This is a genomic window from Pseudomonas sp. GNP014 (genome assembly GCF_054344005.1).
This window is the reverse complement of sequence record NZ_JBTGUS010000001.1, coordinates 2,597,402-2,617,989: the sequence shown is the minus strand read 5'-3', so window position 1 is coordinate 2,617,989 and position 20,588 is coordinate 2,597,402. Positions and strand designations below refer to the sequence as shown.

20 protein-coding genes are annotated in these 20,588 nt (G+C 60.4%); 12 read left to right on the top strand and 8 right to left on the bottom strand.

All coding sequences use genetic code 11. The annotated features are described in order from the left end of the window. The first annotated feature begins 198 nt into the window (after window positions 1-198). The 3 genes from mprF to ACXX9E_RS11670 all read left to right on the top strand — a co-directional run bounded on the left by mprF (window position 199) and on the right by ACXX9E_RS11670 (window position 4,977). Window positions 199-2,838: a bifunctional lysylphosphatidylglycerol flippase/synthetase MprF gene (mprF, locus tag ACXX9E_RS11680; protein ID WP_458555449.1), complete on the top strand. Its 2,640-nt coding sequence runs from the start codon at window positions 199-201 to the stop codon at window positions 2,836-2,838. Beyond that, on the top strand, window positions 2,838-4,130 hold the full coding sequence (locus ACXX9E_RS11675) for a virulence factor family protein (protein WP_267799813.1): 1,293 nt from the start codon (window positions 2,838-2,840) through the stop codon (window positions 4,128-4,130). The genes mprF and ACXX9E_RS11675 overlap by 1 nt, the downstream gene beginning before the upstream one ends. A gap of 523 nt (window positions 4,131-4,653) precedes the next feature. Next, window positions 4,654-4,977, top strand: coding sequence for a DUF3077 domain-containing protein (locus ACXX9E_RS11670; RefSeq protein ID WP_123465205.1), 324 nt, complete (start codon window positions 4,654-4,656; stop codon window positions 4,975-4,977). Window positions 4,978-5,089: 112 nt separating this feature from the next. On the opposite strand, the gene ACXX9E_RS11665 is transcribed toward ACXX9E_RS11670, so the two are convergent. Next, window positions 5,090-6,931: a potassium transporter Kup gene (locus ACXX9E_RS11665; RefSeq protein ID WP_458556577.1), complete on the bottom strand. Its 1,842-nt coding sequence runs from the start codon at window positions 6,929-6,931 to the stop codon at window positions 5,090-5,092. 350 nt (window positions 6,932-7,281) lie between these two features. Between ACXX9E_RS11665 and rimO the strand changes: the two genes are divergently transcribed. The 6 genes from rimO to tsaA all read left to right on the top strand — a co-directional run bounded on the left by rimO (window position 7,282) and on the right by tsaA (window position 12,689). Continuing rightward, complete coding sequence (gene rimO / locus ACXX9E_RS11660; protein WP_003222282.1) at window positions 7,282-8,619, top strand: 30S ribosomal protein S12 methylthiotransferase RimO; 1,338 nt, start codon at window positions 7,282-7,284, stop codon at window positions 8,617-8,619. Between the two features lie 328 nt (window positions 8,620-8,947). Next, a complete protein-coding gene (locus tag ACXX9E_RS11655; RefSeq protein WP_123465201.1) occupies window positions 8,948-9,421 on the top strand; it encodes a GNAT family N-acetyltransferase in 474 nt (157 codons plus the stop codon). A 189-nt stretch (window positions 9,422-9,610) separates the two neighbouring features. Further along, a complete protein-coding gene (locus ACXX9E_RS11650) occupies window positions 9,611-10,321 on the top strand; it encodes an rRNA pseudouridine synthase (protein WP_458555448.1) in 711 nt (236 codons plus the stop codon). Between the two features lie 72 nt (window positions 10,322-10,393). Further along, on the top strand, window positions 10,394-10,861 hold the full coding sequence (locus tag ACXX9E_RS11645) for a YehS family protein (protein WP_123465197.1): 468 nt from the start codon (window positions 10,394-10,396) through the stop codon (window positions 10,859-10,861). A 175-nt stretch (window positions 10,862-11,036) separates the two neighbouring features. Further along, window positions 11,037-11,807: an SDR family oxidoreductase gene (locus ACXX9E_RS11640; protein ID WP_267799807.1), complete on the top strand. Its 771-nt coding sequence runs from the start codon at window positions 11,037-11,039 to the stop codon at window positions 11,805-11,807. A 183-nt stretch (window positions 11,808-11,990) separates the two neighbouring features. After that, the gene (tsaA, locus tag ACXX9E_RS11635; RefSeq protein ID WP_458555447.1) at window positions 11,991-12,689 is read left to right on the top strand and encodes a tRNA (N6-threonylcarbamoyladenosine(37)-N6)-methyltransferase TrmO; all 699 of its coding nucleotides are present in this window, start codon (window positions 11,991-11,993) and stop codon (window positions 12,687-12,689) included. Between the two features lie 87 nt (window positions 12,690-12,776). Here the strand turns inward: tsaA and fpr are convergent, their stop codons facing one another. Further along, entirely contained in the window at window positions 12,777-13,556 is a 780-nt protein-coding gene (gene fpr, locus ACXX9E_RS11630; RefSeq protein WP_003222277.1) for a ferredoxin-NADP reductase, read from the bottom strand. 135 nt (window positions 13,557-13,691) lie between these two features. Between fpr and ACXX9E_RS11625 the strand changes: the two genes are divergently transcribed. Continuing rightward, window positions 13,692-14,618, top strand: coding sequence for a LysR family transcriptional regulator (locus ACXX9E_RS11625; protein WP_186745204.1), 927 nt, complete (start codon window positions 13,692-13,694; stop codon window positions 14,616-14,618). On the opposite strand, the gene ACXX9E_RS11620 is transcribed toward ACXX9E_RS11625, so the two are convergent. From ACXX9E_RS11620 to ACXX9E_RS11610, 3 genes are all read right to left on the bottom strand, one after another. After that, window positions 14,615-14,977 carry a diacylglycerol kinase gene (locus tag ACXX9E_RS11620; protein WP_042607041.1) on the bottom strand — a complete coding sequence of 121 codons (363 nt, stop codon included), beginning with the start codon at window positions 14,975-14,977 and terminating at the stop codon, window positions 14,615-14,617. The genes ACXX9E_RS11625 and ACXX9E_RS11620 overlap by 4 nt on opposite strands. A 76-nt stretch (window positions 14,978-15,053) precedes the next feature. After that, window positions 15,054-15,701 (bottom strand): response regulator transcription factor ErdR, encoded by a 648-nt coding sequence (erdR, locus tag ACXX9E_RS11615; RefSeq protein ID WP_123465189.1) that lies wholly within the window; start codon window positions 15,699-15,701, stop codon window positions 15,054-15,056. Between the two features lie 223 nt (window positions 15,702-15,924). Further along, window positions 15,925-16,671 (bottom strand): tRNA-uridine aminocarboxypropyltransferase, encoded by a 747-nt coding sequence (locus tag ACXX9E_RS11610; RefSeq protein WP_123465187.1) that lies wholly within the window; start codon window positions 16,669-16,671, stop codon window positions 15,925-15,927. Window positions 16,672-16,860: 189 nt separating this feature from the next. On the opposite strand from ACXX9E_RS11610, the gene ACXX9E_RS11605 reads away from it, so the two are divergent. Beyond that, window positions 16,861-17,286, top strand: a complete 426-nt coding sequence (locus ACXX9E_RS11605; RefSeq protein WP_123465185.1) for a PA3611 family quorum-sensing-regulated virulence factor — start codon at window positions 16,861-16,863, stop codon at window positions 17,284-17,286. Here ACXX9E_RS11605 and ACXX9E_RS11600 read toward each other — a convergent pair whose 3' ends face one another. Next, window positions 17,287-17,481 carry a hypothetical protein gene (locus ACXX9E_RS11600; protein ID WP_123465183.1) on the bottom strand — a complete coding sequence of 65 codons (195 nt, stop codon included), beginning with the start codon at window positions 17,479-17,481 and terminating at the stop codon, window positions 17,287-17,289. A gap of 352 nt (window positions 17,482-17,833) precedes the next feature. Between ACXX9E_RS11600 and ACXX9E_RS11595 the strand changes: the two genes are divergently transcribed. After that, window positions 17,834-18,952 carry an LOG family protein gene (locus ACXX9E_RS11595; protein ID WP_123465181.1) on the top strand — a complete coding sequence of 373 codons (1,119 nt, stop codon included), beginning with the start codon at window positions 17,834-17,836 and terminating at the stop codon, window positions 18,950-18,952. A gap of 57 nt (window positions 18,953-19,009) precedes the next feature. Here the strand turns inward: ACXX9E_RS11595 and recX are convergent, their stop codons facing one another. Then, window positions 19,010-19,480 carry a recombination regulator RecX gene (gene recX / locus ACXX9E_RS11590; RefSeq protein WP_123465179.1) on the bottom strand — a complete coding sequence of 157 codons (471 nt, stop codon included), beginning with the start codon at window positions 19,478-19,480 and terminating at the stop codon, window positions 19,010-19,012. 8 nt (window positions 19,481-19,488) lie between these two features. Next, window positions 19,489-20,547, bottom strand: a complete 1,059-nt coding sequence (gene recA / locus ACXX9E_RS11585) for a recombinase RecA (RefSeq protein WP_003222269.1) — start codon at window positions 20,545-20,547, stop codon at window positions 19,489-19,491. Window positions 20,548-20,588: the final 41 nt, after the last annotated feature.

Here is a 20,588-nt window from a genome sequence, read left to right as displayed (position 1 = left end):
TGCAGTGAATCGTCCAGGATCATCAGACCCGCCCACTTGCGACTATGCTTTGCGTCGCGGGCAAGCAGTCTGCAATCCATGACTGCCCTCGCCGATACCCGGTGAGAGGCGTAGTATTTTGTGATTATTTTTTTCTACAGGGATTGGTAACTTGGCTGGATACCCCCATCCTGTCGCGCACAATCCAAGAGGTGATTGATGCGCGCCAACTCGTCTGATCCACAAGACACCGTCACAGCGGAAAATCCGATCAAACCCGAGCGTTTGCGCTTGCTGGATCGGCTGAGCAAATACCGTCAACCCATCGGTCTGGCGGTCACGCTGCTGCTGTTTACGATTGCGCTGATTGCCTGTCGTCATCTGCTCGTCGAACTCGATCTCGACGCGCTGCACGACTCGATTCTCGACGTGCCGAAACCGGCCCTGCTCGGTGCATTCGGTGCCACCGTCGTCGGTTTCATCATTCTGCTGGGCTACGAATGGTCGGCCAGCCGCTACGCCGGGGTCACCTTGCCACCGCGCACACTGGCGCTGGGCGGCTTCACCGCGTTTGCGATCGGCAATGCCATCGGCCTGTCGCTGCTGTCCGGCGGCTCGGTGCGCTACCGTTTATACGCACGACTGGGACTGGGGGCGTCGGAAGTCGCGCACATGACCCTGTTTGCCAGCCTGTCGCTGGGCTGCGCATTGCCGCCACTGGCTGCGCTCGCCACGCTGAGCGACCTGCCCGCCGCGTCTCAGGCGCTGGGGTTGTCGCAAGGCCTGCTCGGCACCGTCGCGGTGACCGTGTTGTTGCTGGGCGCCATTCTCGCAATCGGCATCTATCGTCGGCGCCTGCCGGAACAACCCTACCGCGACAACCTGTTGGTCAAGGCTGGCCGCCGTACTCTGCGCCTGCCGGGCCGTCGCCTGACGTTCCTGCAACTGGTCATCACCGCGCTCGACGTGGCTGCCGCTGCCACCGTTCTGTATCTGTTGCTGCCGGAAGCACCGCCGTTTGGCGCTTTCCTGCTGGTGTACCTGCTGGCCCTGGCGGCGGGTGTACTCAGCCATGTCCCGGGTGGCGTGGGGGTGTTCGAAGCGATTCTGCTCGCCGCCTTCGCCGATAAACTCGGCGCCGCGCCTCTGGCTGCTGCGCTGCTGCTGTATCGGCTGATCTACGTGGTGCTGCCGCTGCTGGTGGCCTGCGTTCTGCTGCTGATCAACGAAGGTCAGCGCCTGTTCCAGACCCAGACCATGCGCGCCGCGTCTGGCCTGGCCGCGCCGATTCTGGCGGTACTGGTGTTCCTGTCCGGCGTCGTGCTGCTGTTCTCCGGCGCCACACCGGAAATCGACACTCGCCTTGAACACATCGGTTTCCTGATCCCGCATCGCCTGGTCGACGCCTCGCACTTCGGCGCCAGCCTGATCGGCGTGCTCTGCCTGCTGCTGGCCCAGGGCCTGCGTCGGCGCCTGTCGGCCGCGTGGATGCTGACCACCATTCTGTTGCTGGTGGGCGCCCTGCTCTCGCTGCTCAAAGGCTTCGACTGGGAAGAAGCGACGCTGATGACGCTGACGGCGGCCCTGCTCGGGGTGTTCCGTCGCTCCTTCTATCGTCCGAGCCGCCTGACCGAACTGCCCTTCTCGCCGCTGTATCTGGTGTCCAGCCTCTGCGTGCTGGGCGCCTCGACCTGGCTGCTGCTGTTCGCCTATCAGGACGTGCCGTACAGCCATCAGCTGTGGTGGCAATTCACCCTCGACGCTGACGCCCCACGGGGTCTGCGTTCGCTGCTCGGTGCCGCCGTGCTGTTGCTGGTGATTTCCCTGACCTGGCTGTTGCGCACCGCACGTCCGGTCATTCATCTGCCGACGCCGGACGAACTCGATCGCGCAGCAAAGATCCTCATGGCTTCGGCGCAACCTGACGGCGGCCTCGCGCTGACCGGTGACAAGGCGCTGCTGTTCCACCCCAACGACGAGGCGTTCCTGATGTACGCGCGTCGTGGTCGCAGCCTGGTGGCGCTATACGACCCGATCGGTCCTGGTCAGCAACGCGCTGAAATGATCTGGCAGTTCCGTGACCTGTGCGACATCCATCACACACGGCCGGTGTTCTATCAGGTGCGCGCAGAAAACCTGCCCTACTACATGGACATCGGCCTGACCGCGATCAAGCTCGGCGAAGAGGCCCGCGTCAATCTGCAGCGCTTTGACCTGGAAGCCAAGGGCAAGGAAATGAAGGATCTGCGCTACACCTGGAACCGTGGCACCCGCGATGGCCTGTCGCTGGAAATCCATGAGCCGGGTCAGGCGCCGATGGACGAGCTGAAAGTGATTTCCGATGCGTGGCTGACCGGCAAGAACGTGCGTGAGAAAGGTTTCTCCCTCGGCCGTTTCAGCGACGATTACCTGAAGCATTTCCGCATTGCGGTGATTCGCTTCGAAGGCCGTCCGGTGGCGTTCGCCAACTTGCTCGAGACTTACAGCCACGACCTGGCCAGCCTCGACCTGATGCGCGCGCACCCGGATGCACCGAAGCTGACCATGGAATTCATGATGGTCGGCCTGATTCAACACTATAAGAGTCACGGATACGCGCGCTTCAGCCTGGGCATGGTGCCGTTGTCAGGGTTGCAACCCCGGCGCGGTGCACCGCTGACCCAGCGTCTGGGCTCGATGGTTTTCCGCCGTGGTGAGCAGCTGTACAACTTCCAAGGCTTGCGCCGCTTCAAAGACAAGTTCCAGCCTGACTGGGAACCCCGTTATATGGCCGTGCCCGCGGGACTTGATCCGCTGGTGGCGCTGGCCGACACTGCTGCCCTGATCGCGGGCGGCTTGACTGGATTGGTGAAACGCTGATGATTCAACGCTCCCTGAAGTACATCCTGGCCGCATTGATTGTGCTGGCCGTGATTGCCGGCGGCGGTTACTGGTACCTCAAACGTCCGGCCCCCCAACCGACCCTGCAACCGCTGACGGCCGCCGACGGCACCGTCATGACCCGCGTGATTCCGGGCACCCAGCCCAAGGCGCAGGTGCTGGTGGCGGTCAATGACGACCAGAAGCTGACCGACAACCAACTGAGCACCCTGAGCCGCAGCGCCTCGGCGCAGATCGTTCAGGTGATTCTGCCCAAGGACTGCCTGCAACAAAGCCGCGCCCTGCAGACCGGCCTGCGCGAACTGAACGGCCCCGCGACGCTGGTCAGCGGTATCGGCCCTGGCGCCGTGCTGGCGTGGCGCTGGTTGTCCGAGCAGAAGAACGACAAGGCCCAGGCCATCTCGGTTGACCTGGCGCTGGAAAAACCCGGCTGCACCCACCTGCTGCCAAAATCTGCGGCTCACGGCCACTGGCTGGTGGCGTGGAACGACAACCCGGACGACACCAGCGCCGGTTTCGTGCGCGATCAACCAAACGCCGAAACCAGCATCAGCGACTACGACATCAACCTGCCGCAAGTGCTGAACAACGAACTGCGCAAGATCCTCGTCGGCGGCGACAAGGCCAACGGCGGCCTGGCGATTCCGGTGGTGGAAGTGCCGGCAGGCCAGGCGAAAGACACCGTGACCCTGTTCCTCTCCGGTGACGGCGGCTGGCGCGACCTCGACCGCGATGTGGCCGGCGAGATGGCCAAGATCGGCTACCCGGTGGTCGGCATCGACACCCTGCGCTACTACTGGCAGCACAAGAGCCCGGAGCAAAGCGCGCTGGACCTGACCGAACTGATGCAGCACTACCGGCAGAAATGGGGCACCAAGCGCTTCATCCTCACCGGTTACTCGTTCGGTGCCGACGTCCTGCCGGCGATCTACAACCGCCTGCCGGACACCGAGCAACAGCGCGTCGACGCAATCATCCTGCTGGCCTTCGCCCGCACCGGCAGCTTCGAAATCGAAGTCGAAGGCTGGCTTGGCAACGCCGGCAAGGAAGCCGCCACCGGTCCGGAAATGGCCAAGCTGCCGGCCGCCAAAGTGGTGTGCATCTATGGCGCCGAAGAAACCGATGAAAGCGGCTGCACCGACAAGACTGCCGTCGGCGAAGCGGTGAAATTGCCCGGCGGCCACCACTTCGACGAGAACTACCCGGCGCTGGCCAAGCGTCTGGTGGACTTGATCGAGAAGCGTCAGAGCAAGGATCAGCCGGCAGAGTGATTTGAGCCGGCGACACGAAAAGCCCCCGCAGCCTTACGGTTGCGGGGGCTTTTTGCATACCGCCGAACACCCAAAAACCAATGTCTGAGCGGGCTTGCTCACGAATGAGGTGGATCAACCGGCAGATTCGTAAATCTGACATTGCGCCTTCGCGAGCAAGCCCGCCCCCACTGGGTTCATTTCGTGCCTGACGTTTAGATTCGCTTGCACCTGGTCTCGCAATATCGGATGGCGCCCACAGACCTTGTAGGCAAACTCCGAATCTCATATTTGAACGGCTAGCTGCACTATTGGGCTGTTTTTCGACGGGATACTCTGCGGACGTCGCTGGCTCATTCAGCGATCAGGTGTGGTAACCCGGAGCAACCAGCGCGACAGCGCGTCCATCAAGTCATGGCAGCTGCGCGTGGGACGCCTGCGGGCGTGCCCCTTTCCTCGGTTCCCGGTTTATCACCCTGCGTACAGCTGCCTCCCTTTCGCGAGGTAACGAAAGTCGCGGCACTTCGAACCAAGGAGTAACACGATGACCGAAACTGATCTGTACGGACTCGCACACCTTAAAACCATCGGCTTCACCCCCTTCCTCTACCACTCGGATCAAGCGTTTTTCAACGTCCGCTCCGGCATCCCGATCATTGATGCCTTGTCCCAATCCTCCGACTTGCTATACCTCGCCAAATCCTTCGCCGAGGACGCGGCCTTCATCAAAGACACCGACCGCCATGCCTGGGCTGCGCATTACCTGACGGTGATGGGCAAGGCTTTGCTGGATGATGTGATTCAGACACTGATGCCACGATCTGTGCGGGCCAATGCCGAATCTGAAGACATGCCTGATCGCAGGTAACACCACGGCCCTTTGTGAGAACGGGGTCTGCGGTGAATGTGGGGTTTATACAAAGCCACAAAAAAGCCCCCGCCAGCCACAAGGCTGACGGGGGCTATCAGTAGATGCAGAGCTACATCTCGACCTGCGTTCCCAGTTCAATCACCCGGTTCAACGGCAGATTGAAGAAGCGCAAGTTGCCATTGGCATTCTTCAACATGAACGCAAACAGCGCTTCACGCCAACGGGCCATGCCTTCGAGTTTCGAGGCGATCACCGTTTCGCGGCTGAGGAAATAGGTGGTGCGCATCGGGCTGAAGTCCAGGTCATCCAGATGGCACAACTTCAGTGCCAGCGGCACGTCCGGCTCATCGGTGAAGCCGAAGTGCAGGATCACCCGGAAGAAGCCTTCGCCGTGGGCCTCGACCTCGAAGCGGCGCGATGGCGGCACACGCGGGATGTCTTCGTAGACCACCGTCAACAGCACCACTTGCTCGTGCAGCACCTGGTTATGCAGCAGGTTGTGCAACAGCGCGTGCGGCACGGCGTCGGAGCGTGCGGTGAGGAACACCGCAGTGCCCTGCACGCGGTGCGGCGGTTGCACGCGGATGCTGCTGATGAAGATCGGCAGCGGCAGCGCGCCTTCGTCGAGACGATCGACCAGCAACTCCTTGCCGCGTTTCCAGGTGGTCATCAGGATGAACAGCACTATCCCCGCGAGTACCGGGAACGCACCGCCCTGAATGATCTTCGGCACGTTGGCCGCGAAGAACATACCATCGACCAGCAGGAAGCCGAGCAGAATCGGCACGGCCAGCAGCGGTGGCCATTTCCACAGCAGCAGGATCACCGCCGCCACCAGAATGCTGGTGATCAGCATGGTGCCGGTCACCGCCACTCCGTAGGCAGACGCCAGTGCGCCGGAGGATTCGAAACCGATCACCAGCAGGATCACGCCGACCATCAGCGCCCAGTTCACCGCACCGATGTAGATCTGCCCCTGTTCGGCACTGGAGGTGTGCTGAATGTGCATGCGCGGGATGTAGCCGAGTTGAATCGCCTGGCGGGTCAGCGAGAACGCACCGGAAATCACCGCTTGCGAAGCGATCACCGTGGCCAGGGTGGCCAGCACCACCAACGGCACCAGCGCCCAGTTCGGCGCCAGCAGGTAGAACGGGTTACGCGCCGCTTCCGGGTTTTCCAGCAGCAAGGCGCCCTGGCCGAAGTAGTTCAGCACCAGCGCCGGCAACACCAGCGCCAGCCAGGCGCGGGCAATCGGCTTGCGACCGAAGTGGCCCATGTCGGCGTACAAAGCTTCGGCGCCGGTCAATGCCAGCACCACCGCGCCGAGAATCGCCACCCCCATGCCCGGATGCACTATGAAGAACCGCACACCCCAGATCGGGTTCAGCGCATTCAGCACTTCAGGGTGTCTGACGATCCCGCTGACACCCAGACCGCCCAGCACCAGAAACCACGCCACCATCACCGGACCAAACAGCTTGCCGATGCGATCGGTGCCATGCTTCTGGATCAGAAACAACCCGACCAGCACCACCAGTGCCATCGGCACCACCCAGCGCTCCAGACCATCAAACGCCAATTCCAGACCTTCGACCGCCGACAACACGGAAATGGCCGGGGTAATCATGCTGTCGCCGTAAAACAGCGCGGCACCGATCAACCCCAGAATCACCAGCACCGCCTGCAATTTCGGGTAGCGGCCCGATGCACGTCGCGCCAGGGCAGTCAGCGCCATGATCCCGCCTTCACCCTGGTTGTCGGCGCGCAGTACGAACAACACGTACTTGATCGTGACTACCCAGATCAGCGACCAGAAAATCAACGCCAGAATCCCGAAGACTCCGTCGTGATTGACCGGCACCCCATAATGACCGGCGAACACCTCTTTGAGGGTGTACAACGGGCTCGTGCCGATGTCGCCGTAAACCACCCCGACTGCCGCGACCAGCATGCTCAGCGGTTTTGCAGCCGAATGCTCGGCGCCCGCCGCCTGACTACTTGCCTGACCCATCCAACACTCCTACTTCTCAGAACCGGCTTCTTTGAATGAAGCACTATGCTTTGTGGTGCAGCATGCGCTGTTTTACCCGTTGTTACAGACGTTTTGTTGACTGTAAAAAATTGGTAAAGCTCAACGGCGCGAAGCATAGCGCAGCACTCGTCGTATTTCCCTGCATAAAGCTGGTCAAGTGCGTTGCTCACCGCTAGAATTGCGCACTTTTTGATCAGAGGCGCCGTTCAAGCGCCCATCCGTCGGCTTCCACACCAGGCAAGCGACGTCACAAAACACCGAGGTTAGACATGTCCACCACTCCTGCGCCGGCCAATCCCAAGGTTGGCTTCGTATCTCTGGGTTGCCCGAAAGCACTGGTCGACTCCGAGCGCATCCTGACCCAGCTGCGCATGGAAGGCTATGACGTGGTGTCCACCTATCAGGACGCCGATGTCGTGGTGGTCAACACCTGCGGTTTCATCGACTCGGCCAAGGCTGAATCGCTGGAAGTGATCGGTGAAGCGATCAAGGAAAACGGCAAGGTGATCGTCACCGGTTGCATGGGCGTGGAAGAAGGCAATATCCGCGACGTACACCCGAGCGTGCTGGCCGTGACCGGTCCGCAGCAGTACGAGCAAGTGGTCAATGCCGTGCACGAAGTCGTGCCGCCGCGTCAGGATCACAACCCGCTGATCGACCTGGTGCCGCCGCAAGGCATCAAGCTGACGCCGCGCCACTACGCCTACCTGAAAATTTCCGAAGGCTGCAACCACAGCTGCAGCTTCTGCATCATCCCGTCGATGCGCGGCAAACTGGTCAGCCGTCCGGTCGGCGACGTGCTCGACGAAGCCCAGCGTCTGGTCAAATCCGGCGTCAAAGAGCTGCTGGTGATCTCGCAAGACACCAGCGCCTACGGCGTTGATGTGAAATACCGCACCGGTTTCTGGAATGGCGCGCCGGTGAAAACCCGCATGACCGAACTCTGTGAAGCGCTGAGCACCCTCGGTGTCTGGGTGCGTCTGCACTACGTTTACCCGTACCCGCACGTTGACGAGCTGATCCCGCTGATGGCTGCCGGCAAGATCCTGCCGTACCTGGACATCCCGTTCCAGCACGCCAGCCCGAAAGTGCTGAAGGCAATGAAACGCCCGGCGTTCGAAGACAAGACTCTGGCGCGGATCAAGAACTGGCGCGAAATCTGCCCGGACCTGATTATCCGTTCGACCTTCATCGTCGGCTTCCCGGGCGAAACCGAAGAAGACTTCCAGTACCTGTTGAACTGGCTGACCGAAGCCCAGCTCGACCGTGTCGGCTGCTTCCAGTACTCGCCGGTAGACGGCGCACCCGCCAACGATCTGGACCTGGAAGTGGTCCCGGACGACGTCAAGCAGGATCGTTGGGAGCGCTTCATGGCGCACCAGCAAGCGATCAGCTCGGCACGCCTGCAGATGCGCATCGGCCGCGAGATTGAGGTGCTGGTGGACGAAGTCGACGAGCAAGGCGCAGTGGGCCGCTGCTTCTTCGACGCCCCGGAAATCGACGGCAACGTGTTCATCGACAACGGCAGCAACCTCAAGCCGGGCGACAAGGTCTGGTGCAAAGTGACTGATGCTGACGAATACGATTTGTGGGCTGAGCAGATCTGATCTGAACGTCAAAAGCCCCTCACCCTAGCCCTCTCCCAGAGGGAGAGGGGACTGATTGAGGTGTTCTTGCGAGCTGCACCGACCTGAACGTTCGAGTCGAACTCAGGTTTTGAACAGCACGAAGATCAGCTCCCTTCCCCCTCGCCCCCTCTGGGGGAGAGGGTTGGGGTGAGGGGGAGAGATCTTGCTGGCGACAGAAATCGCCAGCCAGACACCGCAACAAATACAGAAAGCCCCGCTCTTTTTTACGAGATGCGGGGCTTTTTTACGGCTATCGTTTGCTGGGGGAAGGACTCCCGCTTATCCACATTAGAAGAGGCAGACGGGCATGCGTCAGCATTCGGTCATCCATACGCCGAAACTCAGCGATTATCAGGAACTGACCCGGGTCTGGGAGGCCTCGGTCCGCGCAACCCATGATTTTCTGCCAGACAGCTACATCGAGCTGCTGCGCAATCTGGTGCTGACCCGCTACCTCGATGCGGTGATGCTGATCTGCACCAAGGACGCTCAGCAGCGCATCACCGGGTTCGCCGGGGTCGCGGCGGGCAAGATCGAGATGCTGTTTATTGATCCCGCCCATCGGGGCCAGGGCCTGGGCAAAAAACTGCTCACCTACGCCATGCAACACCTGAACGCCGATGAACTCGACGTCAACGAACAGAACCCGCAGGCGCTGGGCTTTTACTTCAAGCAGGGCTTCGAAGTGATCGGCCGCTCGGAAGTCGATGGCATGGGCCAGCCGTATCCGCTGCTGCACATGCGTTTACGGCAGAACCAGCAGCGCTCCAGTAACGGCTGACACACCATGGCCCCCTGTGGGAGCTGGCTTGCCAGCGATGCAGACGCCTCGGTCTGACAGATGCACCGAGGTGATGCCATCGCTGGCAAGCCAGCTCCCACAGGGAATACGAACACCGTGTAAATGGAACCGGACTTAACCGGCACCACACAGGTACAATGCCCACCCCTTTTTTGTTACGGCCCTGTCATGACTGACCCGATTCGCCTCTCCAAACGCCTCATCGAACTGGTGGGTTGCTCCCGCCGCGAGGCCGAGCTGTTCATTGAGGGCGGCTGGGTCACCGTGGACGGCGAAGTCATCGACGAGCCGCAATTCAAGGTGAGCGACCAGAAAGTCGAGCTCGACAAGGACGCCAAGGCCACCGCACCGGAGCCGGTGACGATTCTGCTGAACGTGCCGGCGGGCATGGATGTCGACACCGCCATGCAATCGCTGAGCGCCGAGACCCTCAGCGAGGAGCACCGCTATGGCAAACGCCCGTTGCGCGGACATTTCCTGCGCCTGACCGCCAGCGCCGACCTGCAGCCCAAGGCCAGCGGCCTGCTGGTGTTCACCCAGGACTGGAAGATCCTGCGCAAACTCACTGCCGATGCGGCCAAGATCGAGCAGGAATACGTGGTCGAAGTCGAAGGTGACATGGTCGCCCACGGCCTAAACCGCTTGCAGCACGGACTGACTCACAAGGGCAAGGAGCTGCCGCCGGTCAAGGCCAGCTGGCAGAACGAAAACCGCCTGCGCTTCGCCATGAAGAATCCGCAGCCGGGGATCATTGCCCAGTTCTGCGAAGCGGTGGGCCTGAAGGTCATCGGCATCCGCCGCATCCGCATTGGCGGCGTCTCGATCGGCAAAGTCCCGGTCGGCCAGTGGCGCTATCTGTCCGGCAAAGAGAAGTTCTAAGGCTTCCGCTGCCGCCACACATTCCGGCAGTACGCCCGCGTGCTGCCCACAACGCTTATCAGGAATACCGACATGGTTCATAACGACGTACTGCGCAGCGTGCGCTACATGCTCGACATCAGCGACAAGAAAGTGGTCGAGATCATCAAACTCGGCGGCATGGACGTCACCCTTGCCGACGTGGTGACCTGGCTCGACAAGAAAGAAGAAGACGAAGAAGGTTTCGTGCGTTGCCCGGACGAGGTCATCGCGCACTTCCTCGACGGTCTGGTGATCTTCAAGCGTGGCAAGGACGAAAGCCGTCCGCCGCAGCCGATCGAAGTCCCGGTCACCAACAACATCATCCTGAAAAAGCTGCGTGTGGCCTTCGAGCTGAAAGAAGACGACATGCACGCGATCCTCAAGGCCGCCGAGTTCCCGGTGTCCAAGCCTGAGCTGAGCGCGCTGTTCCGCAAGGTCGGCCACACCAACTACCGTCCGTGCGGCGACCAGTTGCTGCGCAATTTCCTCAAAGGGCTCACGCTGCGCGTGAGAGCTTAAAAGCAGCCCCAAGCTGCAAGCTGCAAGCTGCAAGTGGCCACCCTGCTTTTACTTGCCGCTTGCAGCTTGCAACTCGAAGCTGGCCGCATGGCCCCCCATTCCCTGCAAAAATAGTGGCTCCGCTTTTCGTGGCTGACGACTAGGGTGTACTGATCCCTAATCCTCAGGACTCGCCATGCATCCGTACTTCTCCCTGCAAGGCCGCACCGCTCTGGTGACCGGCGGCACCCGTGGTATCGGCAAAATGATCGCCAAGGCTTTTGTCGAGGCCGGCGCCCGTGTTTACGTCTGCTCCCGCGACGCCGAAGCCTGCCATCAAACCGCTGAAGAACTCAGTGCCTTGGGCACTTGTCACGGCGTGGCGGCGAATCTGGCCAGCGAAGACGGCGTGCACGCACTCGCCGCGCGTCTGGGCGAGCAGATCACTCACCTGGATATTCTGGTCAACAACGCCGGCACCACTTGGGGCGCGCCACTGGAGAGTTACCCGGTCAAGGGCTGGGAAAAGGTCATGCAGCTCAACGTGACATCAGTGTTCAGTTGCATCCAGCAGTTTCTGCCGTTGTTGCGCAAGGCCGGTTCGGCAGCGAATCCGGCGCGGATCATCAACATCGGCTCGGTGGCGGGGATTTCCTCCTTTGGCGAGCAGGCTTATGCCTACGGGCCGAGTAAAGCCGCCCTGCATCAGTTGTCGCGGATTCTGGCCCGGGAGCTGGTCAGCCAGCACATCAACGTCAACGTGATTGCACCGGGACGGTTTCCGAGCAAGATGACCCGGCATATCGGCAACGATGAGCAGGCGCTGGCCGAGGATACGGCGCTGATCCCGATGAAACGTTGGGGGCGCGAGGAGGAGATGGCGGCATTGGCGATCAGTCTGGCGAGTACGGCTGGGGCTTATATGACCGGGAATATCATTCCGCTGGATGGTGGGTTCAGCCTCTGACATCGGCGGTGCGGCCATCGCTGGCAAGCCAGCTCCCACAAGTTTTGTGGTGTTTACAAATGATGCGAACGCCCGAAAACCCTGTGGGAGCTGGCTTGCCAGCGATGGCGTCTGCCCGGCCACCACCTGACGTGAGGCCGGACGGGTTATCATGCCCACCCGCTTCCGCTTCGAATGCAAACCATGACTTACAGCGTCTCTCCCATCGGCTACGTGCGCTCCTGCTTCAAGGAGAAGTTCGCCATCCCCCGCCAACCGCAACTGGCCCCCGCTGCCCGTGGTGTGCTGGAACTGGTGGCGCCGTTCGATCAGGGAGATGCCGTGCAGGGTCTGGAGCAGGTCAGCCATGTGTGGCTGCTGTTCCTGTTTCATCAAGCACTGGAAGAAAAACCTCGCCTGAAAGTGCGCCCGCCACGCTTGGGTGGCAACAAATCCATGGGCGTATTCGCCACCCGCGCCACGCACCGACCGAACGGCATCGGCCAATCAGTGGTGAAACTGGACAAGGTCGAAGCCAATCGCCTGTTCATCTCCGGGATCGACTTGCTTGATGGCACGCCGGTTCTCGACATCAAACCCTACGTGCCATACGCCGATATCATCCCCGAAGCCGCCAACAGCATCGCCAGCGCCGCGCCACAGCTGATTGACGTGCAGTGGACGGATTCGGCGCTGCAACAGGCGCACACACACGCTCAGCGCCTCGACGAGCCGTTGGTTGAGCTGATTAAACAGTGTCTGGCTCAGGATCCGCGCCCGGCGTATCAAACCCCGCTGCCCGAGCGCGAGTACGGCGCACAATTCTGGGATCTGGACGTGCGCTGGCATTACCCGACACCGGAGCAGATCCGCGTGCTCGAAGTGATCCCCGCCGGGGCGTAATCCCCGGAAACGAAAAAGCCCGCGCTGCCTTCTCAGGCAACGCGGGCTTTTACTGTGTCACCACAACACCAATTGTGGGAGCGGTGCTTACTTCTCGACGAATGCACGCTCGATCAGGTAATCACCCGGCTCGCGCATCCGCGCCGAGATCTTCAGGCCGAAGCTGTCGAGCACTTCGCTGGTCTCGTCGAGCATGCTCGGGCTGCCGCAGATCATCGCGCGGTCGTCCTGCGGGTTGATCGGTGGCAGACCGATGTCGCTGAACAGCTTGCCGCTGCGCATCAGGTCGGTCAGACGGCCCTGGTTCTCGAACGGCTCACGGGTCACGGTCGGGTAGTAGATCAGCTTGTCACGCAGCGCCTCGCCGAAGAACTCGTTCTGCGGCAGGTGCTCGGTGATGAATTCGCGGTAGGCGACTTCGTTGACGTAACGCACACCGTGCACCAGGATCACTTTTTCAAAGCGTTCGTAGGTTTCCGGGTCCTGGATCACGCTCATGAACGGCGCCAGACCGGTACCGGTGCTCAGCAGATACAGGTGCTTGCCCGGATTCAGGTCGTCCAGTACCAGAGTGCCGGTAGGCTTTTTCGAGATGATGATCTCGTCGCCTTCCTTCAGGTGCTGCAGTTGCGAAGTCAGCGGACCGTCAGGCACTTTGATGCTGAAGAACTCGAGATGCTCTTCCCAGTTCGGGCTGGCAATCGAGTAAGCGCGCATAAGCGGGCGGCCGTTGGGCTGTTGCAGGCCGATCATCACGAACTGACCGTTCTCGAAGCGCAGGCCCGGATCGCGGGTGCACTTGAAGCTGAACAGAGTGTCGTTCCAGTGATGAACACTGAGGACACGCTCGTGGTTCATGTTGCTCATGTACGTGGGACTCCTGGATATTGGGTCTGCGCTTGCCTGGAAACGGCCGACGGTGCGCAATTGCATCGCATTCTAATAGCGACGACAATATCTGTTAACTGGATTATTAAGATAAGGGTTATCGGTTATATAGATATGCGATTTACTCTCCGTCAACTGCAAGTCTTCGTCGCCGTCGCCCAGCAGGAAAGCGTATCCCGTGCTGCGGGTCTGCTCAACCTCTCGCAATCGGCTGCCAGCACCTCGATCACCGAACTGGAGCGCCAGTCCAGCTGCCAACTGTTCGATCGCGCGGGTAAACGCCTGAGCCTCAACGCCCTTGGCAAACAACTGTTGCCGCAAGCGGTGGCCCTGCTCGATCAGGCCAAGGAAATCGAAGACCTGCTCAACGGCAAATCCGGTTTCGGCTCGCTGTCGGTGGGAGCGACGCTGACCATCGGCAATTATCTGGCAACCCTGCTGATCGGCGGTTTCATGCAGCGCCACCCGGAAAGCCAGGTGAAGCTGCACGTACAGAACACTGCCAATATCGTGCAACAAGTCGCCCATTACGAAATTGATCTGGGTCTAATCGAAGGCGATTGCAGCCACCCGGACATCGAAGTGCAGAGCTGGGTCGAGGATGAGCTGGTGGTGTTCTGCGCGCCGCAACACCCGCTGGCCAAACGCGGCAGTGCAACCATGGAAGAATTGACCCATGAGGCGTGGATTCTGCGGGAACAGGGTTCCGGCACGCGGCTGACCTTCGATCAGGCCATGCGTCATCATCGCAGCGCGCTGAATATCCGGCTGGAGCTGGAACACACCGAAGCGATCAAACGCGCGGTGGAATCGGGGCTGGGGATTGGCTGTATCTCGCGGCTGGCACTGCGCGATGCGTTTCGGCGCGGCAGTCTGGTGCCGGTGGAGACACCGGACCTGGACCTGGCCCGGCAGTTCTACTTCATCTGGCACAAGCAGAAATACCAGACTTCAGCCATGCGCGAGTTTCTCGAACTGTGCCGCGCTTTCACCGCCGGGGTGCAGCGCAGCGACGAGATCGTCTTGCCAAATATCGCTTAAAGCAGAATCACTGCCCACACCAGGGCAATCATGCTCAGTGCCACGAATTGCGCGGCGCTGCCCATGTCCTTGGCGTTCTTCGACAGCGGGTGCAACTCCAGCGAGATGCGGTCGATGGCCGCTTCCACTGCCGAGTTCAGCAACTCGACGATCAGCGCCAGCAGGCAGACGGCGATCAACACCGCCTGCTCGACACGGCTGACATTCAGGAAAAACGTCAGTGGGATCAACACCACATTGAGCAGCACCAACTGGCGGAATGCCGCTTCACCGGTGAAGGCTGCGCGCAGACCGTCGAGCGAATAACCGGAAGCGTTGAGGATGCGTTTCAGGCCAGTCTGGCCCTTGAAAGGTGACATAAAGTGAAAACCAACCAATAAGGAGTGGGAAAGCTAGTTCAACAAAAGTCAAAAAAGCGTGAAGTCGCGCGCTTTATCAGCTCGAAATTGACTCAAGTTGTTGCAGAAGCAAGGCCGCCTGAGTCCGGGTGCGCACATTCAACTTGCGAAAGATCGCTGTCACGTGGGCCTTGATGGTCGCTTCCGACACACTCAGCTCGTAGGCAATCTGCTTGTTCAACAACCCTTCGCAGACCATCGTCAGCACGCGGAACTGTTGCGGCGTCAGGCTGGCGAGGCCATCGCTGGCGGCCTTGGCTTCGTCGGACACGCTGACCGCTTCGAAGGCCTGCGGTGGCCAGAACACATCGCCGTCGAGCACTTTGCGCACCGCTTCCTGAATCACGCTCAGGTCGCTGGACTTGGGAATAAAGCCGCTGGCCCCGAACTCGCGGGACTTGACCATGACCGAGGCTTCTTCCTGCGCCGACACCATCACCACCGGAATCTGCGGGTATTGCCCGCGCAGCAGCACCAGGCCGGAGAAACCGTAGGCGCCGGGCATGTTCAGGTCCAGCAGGACCAGATCCCAGTCAGCCTTTTCGGTCAGACGCGCTTCCAGCTCGGCGATGCTCGCCACTTCCACCAGCCGTACATCCGGGCCGAGGCCCAGCGTCACCGCTTGATGCAGTGCGCTACGAAACAGGGGGTGATCATCGGCAATCAGGATGTCGTATGTGGCCATTTTTCAAATGATCCTGTTTTTGATGGCAGACGCGGTGCATTCCGGCCTGACCCAAGCAACTCAAGATGCCGCTTGAAAGCGGTATCCACAGGGGCACGTTCAACGCCAATAACCAGCAAACACGGCGTTTCAAACCTTGGCCGCACCCTAAACGGCGCCAAGCATGCCCAGCGTTAACCGGGTGGTCAAGCAGCACGGCCCCCGCGCTGTACAGTATGGGCCACTATTGGGCCAACACCGCTTGCGGCTTTCGTATAAAGGGTCGCAACTCGGCATGGGCCGGCGTCGACTCGTTGACGTCCCGTTGCTGTTTGGCGCCCAGGTAATGCTGGCTGAACACGTCGAAATAGGCATCCAGCGCCGAGGCGGCGTCGCTGTCGCCCGCCAGTTCCAGGCACAACGCTGCCACTTCGGCGGTGCACAGATGCTCGCTGCGGGTCGAACGGCGCAAGCGGTAACGCGACAGTTTGTCGGGCAGCAGGCTCAGGATCGGCAAACGGTCGAAATACGGGCTCTTGCGAAACATCTTGCGCGCTTCGGTCCACGTTGCGTCGAGCAAGATGAACAGCGGGCGCTTATGACTATCGGCGGCAACGGCGTTGGTCACCCGCGACGGTTCGACGTACTCGCCGGGGAACACCAGATACGGCTGCCATTGCGGGTCGTTGAGCAGCGCCAGCATCTGCGGGTCGGGCTCGGTGCGCGACCAGATGAATGCATGGTTGTCCCGCACCACATCGGCAATCAGCCAACCGGTGTTGCTCGGTTTGAACACTTCCTTGCCGGTCATGATCAGGCACACGCCAGAGCGCGTTTCTACACTTGGCCGCCAGGCACACAGGCAATGGCTGCTGATCACCCGACAATCGCGGCAACGTTCGGAACGAAAGCCACGGGCCTGAATCGGTTTGATGCCCTCATCCTCGCGCTGATCGCGCAGGCGGGCTACGGCGTTGGGGGCGTGATTCATCGCAGGCAACGCCGACAGACAGGAAAACTCGACACGAACAGCACTCGGCAAGGCAATAAAGGCCGGCAGTTTACCAGAGCGACGGGCACAAGCCTGTACCGTCCAGACCGGCTCCCCTATAATTCGCCGCCACTGAACGCACAGCCCCTTGGCTGGTCGAACCACCAGTCACCGAATCAGGAGAGTTTCATGCTGCGCCTAATCGTTCCCACCGCTGCCATTCTGCTGGCGTCGTCCTTCACCGCTCAAGCGGCATCCTTGAGTGAGCAGAATCTGAACAGAGAGCTGCGCAACGTCGCCGCCCAAAGCAGCGTCGGCACGCCACGGGCCATCAATGAAGACATTCTCGATCAAGGCTACACCGTCGAAGGCACGCAACTGATCAACCACCTGAGCGTGCAACAAAGCCACGCCGACAAAATGCGCGCCGACCCCAAAGCCGTGTATTTCCAGTTGGGCGCCTCGGTGTGCAACAACCCGTCGTACCGCAAACTGATGGCCAAGGGCGCGATCATGCGTTACGACTTCACGGAAGTGAAAACCAACAAGGCGATCGGCTCCGCGAGCTATCAGGAATCGGATTGCCCGAAAGCGGCCCCGGCGAAGAAGAAGTAATCATCGTGAATTGGCGCGCCGCTGTTCATCCTCGGCGCGCAGTTCGGCCAGCAAGGCCTGTAAATAGCGTGAACGACGCTCCCCGCCTGCCAGTCTGCGGCAGCACTCCTCTTCGAGACTGATTTGATTGGCCTCGGCCGATGCCTTCAACATCCGATACAACTGCGCATCAATCTCCAGAATCACTCTGGCCATGTGTCCCGCCTCCTTGCCAACCGCTAATCCTTGAATAGCGTGCACCTTGCGTACGGTCGTGACGCAAAGTTGTCGTACGGCGCCTTTAAGTTAGTTAATCAGAGCGTTTGGCCGCCGGCGTACGTTCGGACGAGCGGTGACGAGATCGGCCCCTACCTCCATTTGCGGTTGCCAGGTACAACGTTGCGGCGCAATGATCAAGTCAGCGCAAATGCTCGCAAGGGTCTAGATTCAGAGTATTCCCGATCACGTGCAAACGGCGGCCAAGGACCTGCCGATCGGAAGTGTTATTGCAGCGCGGCACTGACGCCGCATGTCAGGGCCACTCGCTCTGTGCATAAGGAGACGTTGAATGCCTTACCAACCGAATGACCTGCTCAGTCGTCATTTTCAGGAAAACGGCCCCGACCTCATCAGCAAGGTCGAAGAACAACTCAACCGTGTTTCCCCCAACAGCCCGAACATTCCCATCTACCGCGACATGATCCTGACCGTGCTGCGCATGGCCCAGGAAGACCACAACCGCTGGAACGCCAAAATCACCCTGCAAGCCCTGCGTGAACTGGAGCAGGCGTTTCGGGTGATGGAACAGTTCAAGGGACGACGCAAAGTCACGGTGTTCGGCTCGGCGCGCACGCCAGTCGAACATCCCCTGTACGCCATGGCACGAGAACTCGGCGCCGCCCTGGTTCGCTCGAACATGATGGTCATCACCGGGGCCGGGGGCGGCATCATGGCGGCCGCGCATGAAGGGGCCGGCCGTGATCACAGCCTCGGTTTCAACATCACCCTGCCCTTCGAGCAGCATGCCAACCCCACCGTCAACGGCACCGACAATCTGCTGCCGTTCCACTTTTTCTTCACCCGCAAGCTGTTTTTCGTCAAGGAAGCCGACGCGCTGGTGCTGTGCCCGGGCGGCTTCGGCACGCTGGATGAAGCACTGGAAGTACTGACACTGATCCAGACAGGCAAGAGCCCGCTAGTCCCGGTGGTCTTGCTGGACACACCGGGCGGCACGTTCTGGCAGGGTGCGATGGACTTTATCCGCCAGCAACTGGAGGACAACCACTACATCCTGCCCACCGACATGAAGCTGATGCGCCTGGTCTACAGCGTCGAAGAAGCAGTTGAAGAGATCAATCAGTTTTACAGCAACTTCCACTCCAGCCGCTGGCTCAAGCGTCAGTTCGTGATTCGCATGAATCACAAGCTCAGCGATCAGGCGCTTGAGCACATGCAGTCAGCCTTCGCCGATTTGTGCCTGAGCGACCAGTTTCATCAACACGCCTACAGCGGCGAAGAGCACGATGAAGCACAGTTCAGTCATCTGGTGCGGCTTGCCTTCGCCTTCAATGCCCGCAATCACGGACGTTTGCGGGCGTTGGTGGACTACATCAACCTGCCGGAAAACTGGGCACAGTCCGCACCACAAATCGCGCAACGCAGTCGCGAACCGTCGAAGGTTATTTGAAGGCAAAAAAAAAGCGGCCCGCTATTTCCATAGCGGGCCGCTTTTTATTTAACCGTGTTAATCGTCCATGTGCCTGCCGCTGAACAAGCGGTTGATCATCTCCATCGAAAACCCCCGATAAGCGAGAAACCGGCCCTGTCTGGCCCGTTCCTTGGCATCGTTGGGTAGCTGCCCGGAGAACTTTCGCTGCCACGTTTCCTGAAGTTGCTCCTGCCAACTGATACCGCTCTCGCGCAGGGCGACTTCGATATCGGCACGTTGCAAGCCACGCTGGCTCAACTCTTCACGAATTCGCAGAGGGCCATAGCCGGAACGGGCACGGTAGGAAACAAAGCTTTCAAGGTAACGGGCTTCGGACAGCAGCCCCTCTTCCGTCAAACGGTCGAGGGCTGTTTCGATCATCTGCGCCTCAGCGCCGCGCTGGCGCAGTTTGCGCGTCAACTCGACTCGACCATGCTCGCGACGTGCGAGCAGGTCCATGGCGGTTCGCCGCACCGCGACGAGGGTATCAAGTACGGCGGTGGTCATCGCTGCAATCAGATATCAGCGTCAGCCAGGTCGTCTTCAGTCTCTTTGACTGCAGAGGCCTTGGAATCGGCGATCACGGCTGGCGACAGCAGTTTGTCACGCAGTTGCTTCTCGAGCTTGGCGGCGACTTCCGGGTTGTCCGCCAGGAACTTGGCCGAGTTGGCCTTGCCCTGACCGATCTTGGTGCCTTCATACGCATACCATGCGCCGGACTTCTCGACGAAACCGTGCAGCACACCCAGGTCGATCATCTCGCCGTTGAGGTAGATGCCCTTGCCGTAGAGAATCTGGAACTCGGCCTGACGGAACGGCGAAGCGACCTTGTTCTTCACAACCTTGACGCGGGTTTCGCTGCCGACCACTTCGTCGCCTTCCTTCACCGCGCCGGTACGGCGGATGTCGAGACGAACCGAGGCATAGAACTTCAGCGCGTTACCACCGGTAGTGGTTTCCGGGCTGCCGAACATCACGCCGATCTTCATGCGGATCTGGTTGATGAAGATCACCAGGCAGTTGGCGTTCTTGATGTTACCGGTGATTTTACGCAGCGCCTGGGACATCAGGCGGGCTTGCAGGCCCACGTGCATGTCACCCATTTCGCCTTCGATTTCAGCCTTCGGTACCAGGGCTGCCACGGAGTCGACGATGATCACGTCAACGGCGTTGGAGCGCACCAGCATGTCGGTGATTTCCAGGGCCTGTTCGCCGGTGTCCGGCTGAGATACCAGCAGGTCGTCGACATTGACGCCCAGCTTGCCGGCGTACTCAGGGTCGAGGGCGTGTTCGGCGTCGACGAATGCGCAGGTCGCGCCGGCTTTTTGCGCCTGGGCGATCACGGACAGCGTCAGTGTGGTTTTACCGGAAGATTCAGGACCGTAGATTTCAACGATACGGCCTTTTGGCAGACCGCCGATGCCGAGTGCGATGTCCAGACCCAGAGAGCCAGTGGAAATGGCCGGGATCGCCTGACGGTCCTGATCGCCCATACGCATTACGGCACCCTTGCCGAATTGACGTTCGATCTGACCCAGGGCCGCAGCCAAGGCTTTCTTCTTGTTGTCGTCCATTAAAGTCCTCACGTAATCAATAAGGCCTGACGGCCAACACC